The 15,652-nt window shown below is 72.6% G+C and carries 12 protein-coding genes; 4 read left to right on the top strand and 8 right to left on the bottom strand.

Features of this window, described 5'->3' with window-relative positions; translation table 11 throughout:
* Positions 1-75 precede the first annotated feature (75 nt).
* Positions 76-906: an aldo/keto reductase gene (locus tag ACGFW6_RS09180; RefSeq protein ID WP_393506277.1), complete on the bottom strand. Its 831-nt coding sequence runs from the start codon at positions 904-906 to the stop codon at positions 76-78.
* 96 nt (positions 907-1,002) lie between these two features.
* Between ACGFW6_RS09180 and ACGFW6_RS09175 the strand changes: the two genes are divergently transcribed.
* Complete coding sequence (locus ACGFW6_RS09175) at positions 1,003-2,067, top strand: LacI family DNA-binding transcriptional regulator (RefSeq protein ID WP_393506978.1); 1,065 nt, start codon at positions 1,003-1,005, stop codon at positions 2,065-2,067.
* On the opposite strand, the gene ACGFW6_RS09170 is transcribed toward ACGFW6_RS09175, so the two are convergent.
* From ACGFW6_RS09170 to ACGFW6_RS09155, 4 genes are read right to left on the bottom strand one after another with little or no spacing between them, the layout of a single operon-like run.
* Positions 2,030-3,430 carry a glycoside hydrolase family 32 protein gene (locus tag ACGFW6_RS09170; RefSeq protein ID WP_393506275.1) on the bottom strand — a complete coding sequence of 467 codons (1,401 nt, stop codon included), beginning with the start codon at positions 3,428-3,430 and terminating at the stop codon, positions 2,030-2,032. The genes ACGFW6_RS09175 and ACGFW6_RS09170 overlap by 38 nt on opposite strands.
* On the bottom strand, positions 3,427-4,281 hold the full coding sequence (locus ACGFW6_RS09165) for a carbohydrate ABC transporter permease (RefSeq protein WP_393506273.1): 855 nt from the start codon (positions 4,279-4,281) through the stop codon (positions 3,427-3,429). The genes ACGFW6_RS09170 and ACGFW6_RS09165 overlap by 4 nt, the downstream gene beginning before the upstream one ends.
* A 15-nt stretch (positions 4,282-4,296) precedes the next feature.
* On the bottom strand, positions 4,297-5,250 hold the full coding sequence (locus tag ACGFW6_RS09160; RefSeq protein ID WP_393506271.1) for a carbohydrate ABC transporter permease: 954 nt from the start codon (positions 5,248-5,250) through the stop codon (positions 4,297-4,299).
* Positions 5,247-6,656, bottom strand: a complete 1,410-nt coding sequence (locus tag ACGFW6_RS09155; RefSeq protein WP_393506269.1) for an extracellular solute-binding protein — start codon at positions 6,654-6,656, stop codon at positions 5,247-5,249. The genes ACGFW6_RS09160 and ACGFW6_RS09155 overlap by 4 nt, the downstream gene beginning before the upstream one ends.
* Positions 6,657-6,831: 175 nt before the next feature.
* Between ACGFW6_RS09155 and ACGFW6_RS09150 the strand changes: the two genes are divergently transcribed.
* Both ACGFW6_RS09150 and ACGFW6_RS09145 read left to right on the top strand, forming a co-directional pair.
* Positions 6,832-8,382 carry a glycoside hydrolase family 32 protein gene (locus tag ACGFW6_RS09150; protein ID WP_393506267.1) on the top strand — a complete coding sequence of 517 codons (1,551 nt, stop codon included), beginning with the start codon at positions 6,832-6,834 and terminating at the stop codon, positions 8,380-8,382.
* A 127-nt stretch (positions 8,383-8,509) separates the two neighbouring features.
* Positions 8,510-9,484 (top strand): TauD/TfdA dioxygenase family protein, encoded by a 975-nt coding sequence (locus ACGFW6_RS09145; RefSeq protein WP_393506265.1) that lies wholly within the window; start codon positions 8,510-8,512, stop codon positions 9,482-9,484.
* A gap of 21 nt (positions 9,485-9,505) precedes the next feature.
* Here the strand turns inward: ACGFW6_RS09145 and ACGFW6_RS09140 are convergent, their stop codons facing one another.
* Positions 9,506-10,384 carry an alpha/beta fold hydrolase gene (locus ACGFW6_RS09140; protein ID WP_393506263.1) on the bottom strand — a complete coding sequence of 293 codons (879 nt, stop codon included), beginning with the start codon at positions 10,382-10,384 and terminating at the stop codon, positions 9,506-9,508.
* A 127-nt stretch (positions 10,385-10,511) separates the two neighbouring features.
* A complete protein-coding gene (locus ACGFW6_RS09135; RefSeq protein ID WP_393506261.1) occupies positions 10,512-10,805 on the bottom strand; it encodes a hypothetical protein in 294 nt (97 codons plus the stop codon).
* Positions 10,806-10,986: 181 nt separating this feature from the next.
* Between ACGFW6_RS09135 and ACGFW6_RS09130 the strand changes: the two genes are divergently transcribed.
* The gene (locus ACGFW6_RS09130) at positions 10,987-13,353 is read left to right on the top strand and encodes a BTAD domain-containing putative transcriptional regulator (protein ID WP_393506259.1); all 2,367 of its coding nucleotides are present in this window, start codon (positions 10,987-10,989) and stop codon (positions 13,351-13,353) included.
* Here the strand turns inward: ACGFW6_RS09130 and ACGFW6_RS09125 are convergent.
* The gene (locus ACGFW6_RS09125; protein ID WP_393506257.1) at positions 13,350-15,614 is read right to left on the bottom strand and encodes a polyprenyl synthetase family protein; all 2,265 of its coding nucleotides are present in this window, start codon (positions 15,612-15,614) and stop codon (positions 13,350-13,352) included. The genes ACGFW6_RS09130 and ACGFW6_RS09125 overlap by 4 nt on opposite strands.
* Positions 15,615-15,652 lie beyond the last annotated feature (38 nt).

Here is a 15,652-nt window from a genome sequence, read left to right as displayed (position 1 = left end):
AGCGTCCCCGGGTACCCCGCGACGACGCTCGCGTACCGCGGGCGCCGGGTCCCGGCCCCGGCGCCCGCGGCCGGCTCAGAACTCCTCGTGCACCCGCGGGTCCCCGCCGAGCCGGCGATGAGCCCGGTCGGCGACGGCCGCCAGCTGCGTGGCGTCCAGCGTGAAGCCGAAGACGTCGAGGTTCGCGCGCTGCCTCTCCCGGTCCGCCGACTTGGGGATGGGCAGCGCGCCCAGCTGGGTGTGCCAGCGCAGGACGACCTGGCCGGGCGTCACCTTCAGGGACTCGGCGATGCCCTTGACGACCGGGTCGTCCAGGAGGTCGGAGCCGCGCCCCAGCGGGCTCCAGCTCTCGGTCACGATGCCCTTGCCCTCGTGGAAGGCGCGCAGCTCGTCCTGCGGGAACAGCGGGTGCAGCTCGATCTGGTTCACGGACGGCAGGACCCCCGTCTCCCGCTCCAGCCGTTCGATGTGCTCGGGCGTGAAGTTGGAGACGCCGATCGACCGGACCAGACCTTCCTCGCGGAGCTTGATCATGGCCCGCCAGGAGTCGACGTACCTGTCGACCCGGGGGAGCGGCCAGTGGATCAGATACAGGTCGACGTACGCGAGGTCCAGGCGGCGCCGGGACTCCTCGAAGGAGGCGAGGGTCTCCTCGTAACCGTGGTGGCGGCCCGGGAGCTTCGTCGTCACCACCACCTCCTCGCGCGGAACGCCGCTCGCGGCGATTCCACGGCCGACGCCCGTCTCGTTGCGGTAGTTCGTCGCGGTGTCGACGAGGCGGTAGCCCAGATCCAGGGCGTCTGCCACCGCCTCCTCCGCCTGGGCGTCGTCCATCGGCCAGGTGCCCAGGCCGATGCCGGGGATCGTCGTGCCGTCGTTGAGCGTGTGCAGCGGAATGCTGATCACTGTCGGACCTTCCCTCGACTGTGCCGTACACCCAGCGTCACGGATAGGGTGAGGATTGATCAACCGGACAGGTGGGGGATGAGGGCGGGCGACAGGATGGGCGGCACCGAGGAGAAGCAGGCGACGGGATCCGGACGTCCGACGTCACGGGACGTCGCCCGGCTCGCCGGGGTGTCCCACACGGCCGTCTCCTTCGTCTTCAACGGGCGCGCCGAGGGCAATCTCTCGCCCGCCACCCAGGAGCGGATCCGCCGCGCCGCCGCCGAGCTCGGCTACCGCCCCGACCCCGTCGCCCGCGGCCTGCGCCGCCGCCGTACGGCCGTGATCGGCCTGGTCACCGACGAGATCGCCTCCTCACCGTTCGCGGGACGGCTGCTGCGCGGCGCCATGGAGACCGCCTGGGACAGCGAGCACCTCGTGCTCACCATCGACTCGGGCGGCGACGCGGCCAAGGAGGACGCGGCCGTCGCCGAGCTCCTGGACCGGCGTGTGGACGGCATCATCTACGCCGCCATGTCGCTGCGCCGGGTCCGCGTCCCCGAGGGCCTGCACCGCACCCACTCCGTCCTCGCCAACTGCCTGCCCGAGGACGACTCCCTGCCCGCCGTCATCCCCGCCGAGCGCGCGGGCGGCCGTACGGCGGCCCGGCTGCTGCTGGACGCCGGGCACCGCCAGGTCGCCATGGTCGGCGGCCAGGACGACATCGCCTCCGTCGACCGCCTGCGCGGCTTCCGGGACGCGCTGCGCGCCGAGGGGATCAGCGTGCCCAAGGAGTGGGTCGTGCGCACCGGCGGCGAGATCTCCGGCGGCTACGAGGGCGCGACGCGCGTCCTGGACGGCGTGCCCGCCGACCGGCGCCCCACCGGGATCTTCTGCTACAACGACCGGGTCGCGGCGGGCGTCCTGCACGCCGCGTCCCGGCTCGGCATCGCCGTCCCCGGCGAGCTGTCGGTGGTCGGCTACGACGACCAGGAACACATGGCCGCGTTCCTCACCCCGCCCCTGACCACCGTCGCCCTGCCGCACCGGGAGATGGGCGACGCCGCGGCACGTCTGCTCCTGGACGCCATCGACACGGGCCGGACGCCGCCCGCGACGGTACGGCGTCTGGCCTGTCCGGTGGTCAGCCGTGCGTCGGTGGGACCAGCTCCCAGGCGCTGACCGCGGCCCCGGCGCCGGTCACGAGCAGCTCGGGCACGTCGTCCGGTCGTCGGTAGACCCGCTCGGTGACCATCGCCCGGTCGCCCACGAACAACTCGAACAGCGACCCGTCGACGAGGATCCGCACCTGGTCGGCCGGCGCACGCACGACGATCGGCCCCGCTTCCCCGGACCCGCCGCGCGGCCAGTCACCCCGGTCGAGCGTCACCGTGCCCGCGCCCGGGTCCAGCAGCACCGTCAGCTCCGCGCCCGAGGCGGACCGCAGCAGCCGCACACGGGTGCGGCCGGACGCGGTCACCGTCAGGTCGTACGCCTCCGGCACCACGGCCACCCGACCCGCCGCCGACACGAACGGCTCGGCGGCCCGCAGCAGTTGCAGTTCCGGCGCCGGCAGGAGGCGCAGGGCACCGTCGGGATGCACGTCCACCACGCGCGGCGCCGTCAGGACGCCGGCCCAGCCCGCGCGGTCGACCTCCGCCTGTTCCCGCGCCTCCCAGGACCAGCCCCACAGCAACGCCCGGTCGGGCTCCTGGAGCACGGCGGGCGCGTAGAAGTCCCGGCCGTGGTCGAGCCGCCCTCCGGCGCGGGCCTCGAAGCGCAACCCGTCCTCGCCGCCCGGAACCAGACGTCCCGTCAGATAGCCGGTGCTGCTGGGGCTTCCGTCCCACAGCGACAGCACCAGCACCCAGGTGCCGTCCGCCGCCCGCAGCAGCTGCGGGCACTCCCAGCCCACCGCCCCGCCGCCGAACGCGTGCGCGGCCACGGGGTCGTTGCCGTCGAGCAGCACTCCGGCGAACCGCCAGTCGTTCAGGTCGTCGCAGTCGTACAGCAGCACCGACGGCGTGCCGTCCGCGTGTCCGGCGCCGACCAGCGCCCAACGGCGCCCGCCGCTGCGGAAGACGAACGGGTCGCGGAACATCACCACGTCCAGGCCGGCCGGCGGGCCGGTCACGACCGGCGCGGGCAGAGGGCGCCAGTCGGTGAGGGTCTCGTCCTGCGGCATCAGGGCCCGCGCCAGACAGATCGAGCCGAGGCCGGTGTGATGCCGGTCGACGCCCGTGTAGACGGCCGTCGGCACACCGTCGTCGTCGACCACGCAGCCCGACCAGCAGCCCGCCTCGTCGGGGCCGCCCGGTGTCGGGGTGAGCGCGATCGGATGGTGTTCCCAGTGGACCAGGTCGGCGCTGGAGACATGACCCCAGTGGACGTTCGCGTGCACCGGGGCGTCGGGATTGTGCTGGTAGAAGAGGTGGTGGCGGCCCCGCCAACGGAAGGGACCGTTCGGGTCGTTGATCCAGTTGGCGGGGGGACGGACCCGGAAGCGCGGGGCGCCGGGGTCCGTGCACCGAGCGGCGAGGCTCAACGGTTGACTCCTGCGGAGGTGATGCCCTCACGGAGAGGGCGCTGACCGACGACGAACACGGCGACGGCGGGGATCATGGACAGCACGACACCGGCGAGCACCACCGAGATGGAGCCGGTGCCGAGGTTGCCCTGGAGGGAGACCAGGCCCAGCGGCAACGTGTAGTTCTGGGCGGAGGTCTCCAGGATCAGCGGGCGGAAGAACTCGTTCCAGTGGTAGTTGAAGGCCAGCACGCCGACGATCGCGAGACCGGGCGCGGCCAGCGGGGCGTACACGGACCGGAAGATCCGCCAGGGTCCGCAGCCGTCCAGCATCGCCGCCTCGCCGAGGTCCTTGGGCATGCCCAGGAAGTACTGGCGCATCAGGAAGGTCCCGAACGCGGTCGGGAAGGCCGGGACGATCAGACCGAGCAGGGTGTCGGTCAGGCCCATCGACTTCAGTACCAGGAACACCGGCACGATCGTGACCTGGAGCGGCACCATCATGGTCGCCAGCACCAGCCCGAACAGCGGCTTCTTGAAACGGAATTCGAGGCGGGCGAAGGCGTACCCGGCGAGGCCGGCCGTGATCATCTGGCCCACCGCGATCAGCGCGGTCACCAGCGTCGAGTTGAGCGCCAGCAGCCAGACGTCGATCTGGTCGAAGACCCCGCTGTACGCCTCCGTGGACGGGCTCGTCGGGATGAGACGCGGCGGCAGGTCGAACGCCTCGGCCGGGGTGCGCAGGGACGTGGAGACGGTCCAGATGACCGGGCCGAGGGTCAGCAGTGCGCACACCGCGAGGCCGGCGACGCGGGCCCATGGCCCGAGGGAGTGCCGGGTGCGGCTGAGGGAGAGGGTCGCTTGGCTCATGAGGAGGTCACCGGCTCACTGGTAGTGGACGAAACGCCGGCTGAGCCGGAACTGGAGGGCGGTGACCGCCATGATCAGCACGAACAGCAGGACGCCCACCGCCGAGGCCGCACCGAAGCGGAGCTGCTCGAACGCGCTCTCGTAGATGACCATCACCACGGTGCGGGTGGCGTCGCCGGGACCGCCGTTGGTGAGGACGTAGGGCTGCTCGAAGACCTGCAGCGCGTTGATGATGCCGACCACCGACGCGACCAGCAGGGTGGGCGACAGCAGCGGCAGGGTGATGCCGAGGTGCTTGCGCAGGCCGGTCGCCCCGTCGAGCGCGGCGGCCTCGTGGATCTCCTTGGGGATGTTGTTCAGACCGCCGACGAACAACAGGAACGAGAACCCGAACTGCTGCCACACATAGACCAGGATCACCGTGGCCATGGCCGCGTTCTCCGACGTCAGCCAGGGCACCGGGGCGACCCCGACCAGCCCGAGCAGCCAGTTCACGACCCCGAAGTCCTGGTTGAACAGGTACTTCATCACCACCGAGATCGACGCCGCCGACAGCACCAGCGGGAAGAAGAACGCCGACCGGAACACCGACCGCAGCCACACCGGCATCCGCCCGTTCACCGCCAGGGCCAGCACCAGCGCGATCAGCAGTTGCAGCGCGACCGCGAACACCATGAACACCAGCGTGTTGCCGAAGGACACCAGCACCGTCGAATCGGTGAAGACCTCGCGGTAGTTGGCTCCGCCGGCGAAGCTCGGGTCGTCGATGACGTTCCAGTGGAACAGGCTCAGCACCACCGAGCCGACGATCGGGACGACCGTGAAGACGACGATGCCGACGATCGTGGGCGCGAGGAACAGCGTGGCCAGCAGGCGGGTGCCGCGGTCGCGGGCCGAGCGCCGGGGCGCGGGGGCCGGCGGCGCGGCCGGCGACTGCGGCCGTACGGCCGGTATCTGAGTGTTCGTCATACGTCACGCTCCATGGCCTTCTCCAGATCGCTCTGCATCCGGCGCAGCGCGGGACCCACCGAGCGCCGGGACGCCAGTGCGGTACCGGTGTGCTTGAGCAGCACCTGCTCGACCTCGGCGACCTGCGGCGGCGCGGGAATCGGCCCGGTGTCGGGGAACTTGTCGAGGGTGTCGTAGAAGACCGGCCAGTGCTCCGGGCCCGTCTCCCGGTACCGCTCGGCCGTGAGCATCGAGCGGCGTGCGGGCGTGGTCTGGTTGGTGGAGAACAGCCGCGTCAGGGTGTCTCTTCGGGAGGCGTACTTGATGAACTCCCAGGCCTCCTCCTGCCGCTTCGAGGTGCGTAGCAGGGCGTAGCCGGCGGCGCCGAACTGCATGCGCTGGGTGTGCCGGCGCGGGAAGTACTGCACGTCGAAGGCGTCCGCCTGCATGCCGGCCAGGTGCAGTCCGCCCGCCCAGAAGCCGCCCGCGGGCGTGACGCCGACCCGGCCGGTGGAGAACACGCCGATCAGGTTCTGGCCGTTGCCGCCCTCGGGCCGCGTGCACAGGCCCTCCTGGACGAGGGAGGCGAGATAGTCGTACGCCTCCTCCACGCGCGCGTCGGTGGCCTGCGGTGTCGTCCACCGGTAACCGCCCCCGCGGCCCTCCCGCGCGGCGGCGGGGTAGAAGTCGTCCCACAGCCAGCCGCCGCCCGGCGCCTTGGACTCGGCGAGCAGATTGGTGTCGTTGGCGAACAGCCACGGCACCACGCCGCCCCACAGCCGGTTGGTCCAGAAGTACGGGGTGAACTGGGAGCCACTGGCCCCCTTCATGTCCCGCAGCAGGGCGGTGAAGTCGTCACGGGTCCAGTCGGCCGCGGGAAAACCCGCGCCGGCCCGCTTCATCACCTGGTGGTTGAGGTACATGTCGGCCGCGTTGAACTCGACCGGCAACTGGTAGAGGGACCCCTCGTACATCATCGACTCCACCAGCGAGGGATGGACGTCGGCGAAGTACTCGCGCAGCTCCTCGGCGTCCCGCTTCACCCAGTCGTCCAGCGGGACTCCGAGGCGCTGCGCGAACAGCTGCACGCCCTCGGTGGCGACGTACACCAGATCGGGGGCCGTGCCCGCCGCGATCTGGGTGAGGATCTTCGCGAAGAAGTCGGACCAGTCGACCGCCTGGACGGCGTTGATCCGCAGCTTGATGTCGGGGTGGACCTGCCTGAAGCCCTCGGTGAGCGTGCGGACGGCCTCGGGTCCGTAGGCGGGTCCGAGCGTGGCGACGACGAGCGAGCCGTCGTCGCGGCCGGGGATGTCGGCTCCGGTGAGCCGGTCCCAGCTCGCGGCGGTACCGGCGAGCGCGGCGGCTCCCGCGCCGTAGGCGCCGTACCGCAGAAGAGTGCGGCGGGTGGGATGCGAGTCGGTCATGCAGGGGCCTAACTCGTGTTAGTCGAGTAGTGATGCCCCAGATGATGGGAAGCCCGTCGCGGCCCTGTCAATAGTCGTGAACCACTTGACCTTTAACGAGTTAGGTCGCACAGTCCTGGTCCACATGAGCCGCCTCCCGACGCCCTGTCGCGTCCGACGAGAGGAACGATGTGTAATGCCCGCGATGACCAGGAGAGCCCTGCTCGCCGGCTCGGCCGTGGGGGCCTCGGCCGCGCTGCTGCCGACCGCGTCCCCGGCCGCCGCGAAGCCCCGGAAAGCAGCCGCCACCTGCGCGAGCTACCGGGCCGAGTACCACTTCACGGTCCCCGACCAGTGGAAGAACGACCCGCAGCGCCCGATCTGGATCGACGGCGAGTACCGCTACTACTACCTGTACAACCCGGACTACTTCACCGGGGGAACCACCGCGGGCACGGCCTGGCGCCTGGCCGGCACGACCGACCTGGTCACCTTCCGGGACCGGGGGGTCGCCGTACCGAAGGACACCATCCCCAACGGCGACGTCTGGTCGGGCTCGGCGGTGATCGACACCGAGAACACCGCGGGCTTCGGCGCGGGCGCGGTGATCGTCCTCGTCACGATGGCGCCGGACGAGGTGACGCAGGCGCAGTACCTGTACTACTCGACCGACGGTGGCCGCACCTTCAGCGGCCACGGCACCGAGCCCGTGCTGCCGAACCCCGGAGTGCGGGACTTCCGGGACCCGAAGGTGATCCGCGACGAGGAGCGCGGACGGTGGGTGATGACACTCGCCGAGAACGACAAGGTGGGCTTCTACCACTCCGCCGACCTGAAGTCCTGGCGGTACGCCTCCGGCTTCGTCAAGGGCGGCATCGGCGTCCTGGAGTGCCCGGACCTGTTCCGTGTCACCGCCGACGACGGCACCGTGAAGTGGGTGCTCGGCGTGAGCGCGAACGGCAAGGGGTCCGGACTGCCGAACACCTACGCCTACTGGACCGGCTCCTTCGACGGCACCGCCTTCACCGCCGACGCCGACGACCCGCAGTGGCTCGACCACGGCTGGGACTGGTACGCGGCCGTCACCTTCGAGAAGCACCGCGCCGACGGCTCCGTCGACCCCTCCGTCCGCTACGCGATGGGCTGGCTCAACAACTGGGACTACGCCGACATCACGCCCACCATCGACTGCGACGGCTTCAACGGCACCGACTCGATCGTCCGGCAGATCACCCTGAAACGCTCCGCCTCCGGAACGTACTACCTGGCCTCCCAGCCGGTCGCCGCGCTGGACGACCACGTCTCGCGCACGGTGCGCCTCGGCGACCTGGACGTCACCGGGACCCGGCTGCTCGGATACCGGGGCACCGCCTACGAGGTCACCTGCGAGATCACCTGGGACCAACTGAGGGGCGCCGGATTCCAGCTGCGCCGTTCCCCCGACGGCGGCCGCCACGTCGACGCCGGGATCTACGGCGACTACGCCTTCCTGAACCGCCGCCCGACGGTGAACCCGGACGTGTCCGGACGGTGGCAGGAGAGCCACAGCCCCTTCGACCCGGCCGCCCGCAGGGTGCGGCTGCGCGTCCTGGTGGACCGCACGTCCGTCGAGATGTTCGTGGACGACGGCCGGTACACGCACTCCTCGGAGGTCTTCCCGTATCTGATCGACACCGGGCTCGCCCTGTTCTCGATCGACGGCACGGCGGTCTTCCGGGACGTGGTGATACGGGAGTTCGCGCTGTGACACGGTGGTGACGGCTGCCGCGGTGCCCGTCCGCCGAGGCCCTGTCGCCACGCCCGCCGAACGCTGTCACGATCTTCCTGGACCGGCTCGCACCGGAGCCGGTCCGGACGACCGACGGAGCGTGCGGATGACGAGGGACAGGGCCACCGCGGACAGGGCGGAGCAGGCCGCGGGGATCGAGGTGAACCCGGTCGCCGGGCACATCGGCGCCGAGATCGAGGGCGTCGACCTGGCCGGTGAGATGGCCGACGACGTGATCGCCGCGATCCGGGCGGCGGTGCTGCGCTGGAAGGTCGTGTTCTTCCGGGGGCAACGGCTGGACCACGCCGGGCATGTGGCGTTCGCGCGGCGGTTCGGGGAGCCGGTCGTCCTGCGCAAGCGGGGGAGCGCGTCCCCGGCGGACTTCCCCGAGGTCGAGACGACCGCCGACCGGCTCGAACTGGGCGGCAAGTTCGGCATGGAGCACGACGAGTGGCTGCGGCGGCGCCGGCACACCCTGCTGCGCGGCTGGCACTGCGACCACGGAGCCCGCGTCGACCCGCCCGCCGCGACGATCCTGCGCGCCGAGACCGTACCCCCGTACGGCGGCGACACGACCTGGTCCAACCTGGCCGCCGCCTACGCCGGACTGTCCGGCCCGGTACGGGAGTTCGTGGACGGCCTCCGTGCCGAGCACCGCCTCGGCGTCGGCTACCAGCCCCGGCCCGGCGACGACGCCTACGTTCGCCATCTGCTCGACCGTCAGGTCGCCTCGCTGCACCCCCTGGTCCGCGTCCATCCGGAGACGGGCGAGCGCGTGCTCTACGTCAACGGCTACTACGTCGAGCAGATCGCCGGCCTCTCACGGCCCGAGAGCAGCGCGGTCCTGGAGCTGCTGCTGCAGCAGGCGGTGCGACCCGAGTACACCGTCCGCTTCCGCTGGGAGCCCGGCAGCGTGGCCTTCTGGGACAACCGGGCCACCATCCACCTGGCCCCCGGCGACAACGCCCACCTCGACTTCCCCCGGATCATGCACCGCGTCATGCTCACCGGGGACGTACCGGTGGGCGTGGACGGCAAGCCGTCGGAGCCGATCGTCGGGACCGAGCCGGGGCGCTGGTAGGGCGCCCATGCCGTGCCCTGGTCAGCGGGCGAGCAGTTCGCGCAGCGCCTTCGCGATGTCGTCCGGTGCCTCCTCGGCCATGAAGTGGCCGCAGGTGACGGTGGCGTGCCGCACATCGGGTGCCCAGACGCGCCACAGCCCGGCGGCGTCGAAGCCGAGCGCCGCGCCCCAGTCCTGCTGCAGCACAGTGACCGGCATCCGCAGGGTGCTGCCCGCCTCCCGGTCGGCCCGGTCGTGCTCGATGTCGATGCCGGCGGAGGCCCGGTAGTCCGCGACGATCGAGGGCACCGCCTCGCGGCAGGCCCTGAGGTAGGCGGCGCGCACGTCGTCCGGGACGGCACGCCGGTCGTTCGTCCAGACGTCGAGGAAGTGGCCGAAGAAGTCGTCCGGCGCCGCACCGATCATGCGCTCGGGCAGGCCGGGCGGCTGGGCCATCAGATAGAGATGGAAACCCACGGCCGCGGTGACGCCGTGCATGACCTCCCACATGTCCAGGGTCGGCAGCACGTCGAGACACGCCAGGTGCGACACGGCCCCGGGGTGGTCGAGCGCGGCCCGGAAGGCCACCAGCGCGCCCCGGTCGTGCCCGGCCAGGGCGAAGCGCTCGTGTCCGAGCGCATGGGCCAGCGCCACGATGTCCGCGGCCATCGTCCGCTTGGCGTACCCGCTGCCGTCGGTCTCGGCCGGCTTGTCGCTGGCACCGTAGCCGCGCAGGTCCGGGCAGATCACCGTGTGGTCGACGGCGAGGTCGGCGGCCACATGCCGCCACATCAGGTGGGTCTGTGGAAAGCCGTGCAGCAGGACGACGGGCGGGCCGGAGCCGCCGACGGCCGTGTGCAGGCGGACTCCGTCGGCGACGGGGACGCGGTGATGGGCGAATCCGGGGATGGCAGGGGGCACAGCGGCTCGGTTCCTTCCGGGCGGACGGGATCTTGTCCTCCGATCCTCCCGGGGCCCGATGAGCAACGAATGAGCAGCGGCGGGCCCGGGTCGCTCCGGGCCCACGGCCCTGCCCCGTCCGGTGCGGTCAGTCCCGCTCGGGCGCGGCCGGCGCCTCGGCGCGCCGACGGGTCAGCGCCGCGCCCACCAGGATCACCGCACCGACGGCGACGACCTTGGCGGCCTGGTAGACGCCGGTCGCCAGGTTGTCCGGGGTGAGCGGCAGCCCTCCCAGCCCCATCGCCGGAGCCGCCACGGTCCACGCCGCCGCGAGCACCCCCAGGACGATCAGCGTCACGGCCCCCCGGGTTCCCAGTCCGGCCCACCAGGGCTCCGAGGTGTGGTTGCGCTCTTCGGTCCGCTCAACGCCGTTGTCGGCCATGGTTCGTACTCCTGTGAGTGTCGTGGTCACCGGGGAAGACGCGGGCGGAGACGCGACAGTTCATCGCACGGCCGACATGATCGCCGCGAGCCGGGGCGACCTATCGTGGAACCTCCGCGGATCGCCCGTCGTGGCGGCGACCGTGAGCGCGACATGACGGCGACGGAGGGCGGTGGCGGACGTGAGCCTCGCAGAAGGGGGCCCCGGCCTGGGCGTCCTCGGACCGGTGACCGCCTGGGACGCGGACGGGAACCCGATCGCTCTGAAGGGGCCCCGGCACCGCTCGGTGCTGGCACGGCTGATCGTCGCCCGGGGCCGCGTGGTGCCCGTCGCCCATCTGGTCGAGGACCTCTGGACCGATCCGCCCGCCGACGCCGTGGGGGCGCTGCGCACCTTCGTCGCCGCCCTGCGCCGCGCCCTCGAACCCGACCGCCCGCCGCGCACCCCTGCCCGGCTGCTGGTCACCGAGGGACCCGGCTACGCCCTGCGGGTCCCCACGGACGCGGTCGACGCCTGGCGGTTCGAGCGGGCGGTCACCGACGCGGCCGAGTTGTCGCCCGAGCGGACGACCGCACGGCTGGATGAGTCGCTCGGCTGGTGGCGCGGTCCCGCCTACGCGGAGTTCCCGGAACAGCCATGGGCCCGGGCCGACAGCCGCCGCCTGACCGAACTGCGGCTGCACGCCGTGGAACTGCGCGCCGAGGCGCTGATGTCCCTCGGCCAGGCCGACCGGGCCGCGGCCGACCTGAGGGCGCACGGTGCCGAGCACCCGTGGCGGGAGAACGCCTGGCGCCTGCTCGCCCTGGCCCTGTACCGCACGGGCCGCCAGGCGGACGCGCTGGAGGTGCTGCGCGGCGCGCGGACACTGCTCGCCGATCAGCTCGGGATCGATCCGGGGCCCGGCCTGCGGGCGCTGGAGGAGGACATCCTCCAGCAGGCGGACCATCTCGTACCGGGCCGACGATCCGACCGGGGCGACTCTCGCGTGCGAGGTGATCGCCGTGTGGGGGGCGATGAGCGTGTGTGGGGTGATCGCCGTGTGGGGGACGACGAGCGTGTGCGGGGCGAGCGCCGTGTGGGGGACGACGATCGCGTGCGGGGCGATCATCGTGTGGAGGACGGCGAGCGTGTGAAGGACGGCGAGCGGGTGCGGGGCGATCATCCTCTGCGGGACGATCATCGTGCGCGGGGCGGGCGCCCTGCCGGGGCGGGTGAATTCGCCCGGCCCGGTCGCCCCGCCCGGACCGACGGGATTCCGCGGACCGGCGACGTCCGGCCATCGGACAACCCCGCCGGCCGGGTCTGGGAGCAGGTCGCCGCCGCCTACGACCGCGCCGTGGCACCCGACGCCCGCGCCCGCCTGGAGTCCACGGCCGGTCTGTTGCGCAACCTCGCGGTGACCGGCGGCAGCGGGCTGCCGGCCGCCCGCGAACACCGGGTCGCCGCCGTCGCCGCCGCCGAGGAGCTGGGCGACCCCGAACTGACCGCCCGGGTCATCGGCGCCTACGACGTCCCGGCGATCTGGACCCGCCTCGACGACCCGGAACAGGCGGCGCAGGTCGTCGCAGCCGCCGAGCGCACGCTCATCGCCCTCACCTCCCCGTCGTCCGCCAGGTCCCCGATCCCGCCGGGCCGGTCCGCGCTGTCGGCGGCCTCGCCGCGACACCCGGCCACAGCCGTCGCGCACGAGGCGGACCGGGCCCGGCTGCTCGCCACCATCGCCCTGGAGTCGCGTGGCACCCGGCTCGCCCGTGGCCCACAGGCCGCCCGCCAGGCCGAGGAGATCGCACGCCGGCTGGAGGACCCGGCCCTGCTGGCGTTCGCCCTCAACGCCGGCTTCATGCAGTGCTTCGACCGCACCGGCCTGGCGCCGCGCCGTGACGCGATCGGCGCCGAACTGATCGCGCTCTCTGCCCGCCATGGCCTGTCCACGTTCGAGACCCTCGGGCACCTCGTCCGCATCCAGGCCCGCAGCGCCCTCGGCGACTTCACCACCGCCGACCACCACGCCGTCGCGGCCGACGCCCTGGCAGCGCGGCACGAACTGCCGCTCGTGGGCGTGTTCACCCGCTGGTACGCCGCCCTGAGACTGGACGCCGCCGGGCAGGCACCGGCGACCGAGGCGGAGGCGTCCTACCGGGATGCGGCCGCCCTGCTGAACGGCGCGGGCATGCCGGGCCTGGCCCACGGCCTGCTCCCGCTCGCCCTGCTCTGCCTGCGCCTGCGGCACTCTCTGCCGCTGGACTTCGACGCCCGCACGGACTGGGGACCCTACGCCCCCTGGGCGCACCCCCTGCTCCTGCTCGAACGCGGTCGGCGCAACGAGGCCGCCCACGCCCTGAACGCCACGCCCGCACCACCCCGCGACCTCCTCCAGGAGGCCCTGTGGTGCCTCACCGCGCGGGCAGCGGCCTCTCTCGACGACCGGCGGATCATGGCCCGCGCGCATGCCGCCCTCACTCCGGCCGCGAGCGAACTGGCGGGCGCGGGAAGCGGATTGCTCACCCTAGGGCCGGTCGCGGGATACCTGGAACTGTGCTCCGGCTAACCCGGGACGTGGTCGTTCTCGGGGCCGCGCTGGGCGGCGTACCAGCCGAGGGCGCGCGCCATCGCCTTGTGAGGCGTGTGCGGCAGCAGCGGATCGAGAACCTCCCAGGTACGGTCCACCATGCCGCGCGCCTCCCCCAGACACACGGTGAGCGCGCCGCACGACATCAACAGCTCGGCGGCGTCCGCGACATCGGCCTCCGAGCGGACCCGCAGGGCCCGGTGCAGCCGTCGGCGTTCGTGCGCGTCGAGAAGCCCGACGGCGTGGGCCACCGGGTAGGTGACCGTCCCGTTGATCAGGTCGAGGGCGGGCGTACGGACGACGACCCCCTGCCGGTACGCGGCGGGCGTGGCCATGCCGTACAGGTCGGCGACGTCGTCGCTGATCTGGTAGGCGAGCCCGACGTTCTCGAAGTAGTCGCAGATCGCGGCGAGTTGGGCCTCGTCGGCGCCGCCCAGGATGGCGGCGACCTCGGCGGTGCTGCGGACGAGCATGCCGGTCTTGAGGCGGTGCGTGGTGCGGATCTGCTCCAGCAGGGCCGTGGGGTCGCCGGACTCGACGGCCTCGTCGAACGTGGCGTGATGCCCGGCGAGGTCGAGGGCCTGCCCGGCGTGCGCGGCCCGCATCGCCCGCAGATACAGCTGGTAGACGCGCAGCATGGTGGCCGCGTCGGCCTGGGGGACGCGCTGCAGCAGCGGGTCGAAGGTGTAGTAGCCGAGCGTGCCGGCGGTGATCGCGGCGGCCGTGCCGAACACCTCGTGGACGCTGGGCAGTCCGCGCCGGGTGGTCGAGCCGTCCTGGACGTCGTCGATGACCAGGGCCGAGGTGTGGAGGATCTCGGTGGCGGCGGTGAGCGGGCGGTAGGGCTCGGGGTCGGTGTCCAGCAGGCACAGGACGCTGCCGGCGACATAGGCGCGCCAGGAGCGTCCGGGCTTGTTCAGCAGGTGCAGCACCGGCGCGGCGAGGGCCTGGTGGAGCCGGGCGTGGGCGGTGGCGTCGAGCCGCGTTCCGTCGTGCGTGCCCGCCAGCAGGTCGACGCCGGCGACGTCCTGCGCGGTGTCCGGATAGACGGCGGCGGCCTCGGCACGGGCGATGCCGTGCCCCCGGCGCATATAGCCCTCGATGTCGTCGATGGTGTTGTTCGGAATGGTCCGCAGCACGGCCGTTCCCGTGGCGGGCAGGCCGCCCATGGTGCCGCGCGCGGTCGCCGGGCTCTCCCAGAAGGCCCTGCCGACGATGAACGTACGGACCTCGTGCGGGGTCGGGGGAGCGGTGACGTCCAGAAGAAGGCCGAGGGCGGGCACGCTCAGCCGTACCGCGGTCGGGTAGGCGTTGAGCGTGGCCAGCGAGGTCCAGTGACGCAGGGGCTCCCAGGACATCTCGTGATGGCTGACGGCGCCGTCCGGGGCGACGGCGGTCGCGCGGGCGAGCACCCCGGGCGCGGTGTCCGTGGACTCGGGGACCTGGGCGGTCGCGCTGATCTCCCAGCCGTTGTCCAGGTGCAGGCCCGTCCACGTCCAGGTGTGCCCCGCAGGAACCGGTGTCTGCGCGCCGGCGTCGTGGCCCGCCTGCCGACCGTGCTGGAACCAGGCCTGCCCCGCCACCCGCTTCGTCGCTCCCTCGCGGGTACGCAGGGTGCCGACCACGTCCAGCCGGGGCAGGAACAGTGACGCGAACCCGTCGGCGTCGTCCTCGCCGGCGCCCTCGGTCTCCGCCGCGGCCGGCTTCACCGGCGTCAGGAGCAGCTCGAAGCCCGCCTCCTCCCGGAAGGCCAGCCGGAAGCTCCCGTCGTCCTCGCGACGCAGGCTCGCCACCTCTCCCACGCGGATGTCGAGTCCGTCGGCCGACTCGGTCACCGGCTCCGGAAGCAGCCGGTCGGGCAGCATCGGGCCCTGCGCCAGAGCCTCGGACAACGCCTTGCGGACGCGTGGGTCGAGCAGTTCGTCGGAGTCGATCGTGCGGCGGAGCGCCCGCAGCGCGGCCGGTGTGATCCAGGTGCCGTACGACATGCCGTCCGGGCCACGGTGCAGGACGTACAGGCGATGGCCGGGCCCGGCCGCCGGATCGTCCGTGTCGCGGTGCCGCAGCAGGCCGACCGCCCAGGAGTGCTCCGCGTCGTCCTCGTCCCGCAGATGTCCGGTCAGATACCAGCTCTCGGCACCGGCAGACGGGTACGCACCGCCGAACGGCCGGGTGCCGGGGGGCGGGTGCGGTGTCGGGGCAGAGGACTGCTTCTGGGCGGAAGGCGCGGGGGTGATCACCCCCGCACCCTAGAAGCCCGATACGTGCCACTAGGTGA

This window comes from Streptomyces sp. Y7 (assembly GCF_043195415.1).
In the GTDB taxonomy this organism is placed as follows: domain Bacteria; phylum Actinomycetota; class Actinomycetes; order Streptomycetales; family Streptomycetaceae; genus Streptomyces.
The sequence above is the reverse complement of the archived record's forward strand: the minus strand, read 5'-3'. Positions and strand labels throughout refer to the sequence as shown.

What these genes read in the sequence shown, in the direction of transcription:
- ACGFW6_RS09175 (WP_393506978.1), top strand. Translation starts at nt 1,003, where the DNA reads ATGGGCGGCACCGAGGAGAAGCAGGCGACGGGATCCGGACGTCCGACG.
- ACGFW6_RS09145 (WP_393506265.1), top strand. Translation starts at nt 8,510, where the DNA reads ATGACGAGGGACAGGGCCACCGCGGACAGGGCGGAGCAGGCCGCGGGG.
- ACGFW6_RS09150 (WP_393506267.1), top strand. Translation starts at nt 6,832, where the DNA reads ATGCCCGCGATGACCAGGAGAGCCCTGCTCGCCGGCTCGGCCGTGGGG.
- ACGFW6_RS09155 (WP_393506269.1), bottom strand. Translation starts at nt 6,656, where the DNA reads ATGACCGACTCGCATCCCACCCGCCGCACTCTTCTGCGGTACGGCGCC.
- ACGFW6_RS09165 (WP_393506273.1), bottom strand. Translation starts at nt 4,281, where the DNA reads ATGAGCCAAGCGACCCTCTCCCTCAGCCGCACCCGGCACTCCCTCGGG.
- ACGFW6_RS09160 (WP_393506271.1), bottom strand. Translation starts at nt 5,250, where the DNA reads ATGACGAACACTCAGATACCGGCCGTACGGCCGCAGTCGCCGGCCGCG.
- ACGFW6_RS09135 (WP_393506261.1), bottom strand. Translation starts at nt 10,805, where the DNA reads ATGGCCGACAACGGCGTTGAGCGGACCGAAGAGCGCAACCACACCTCG.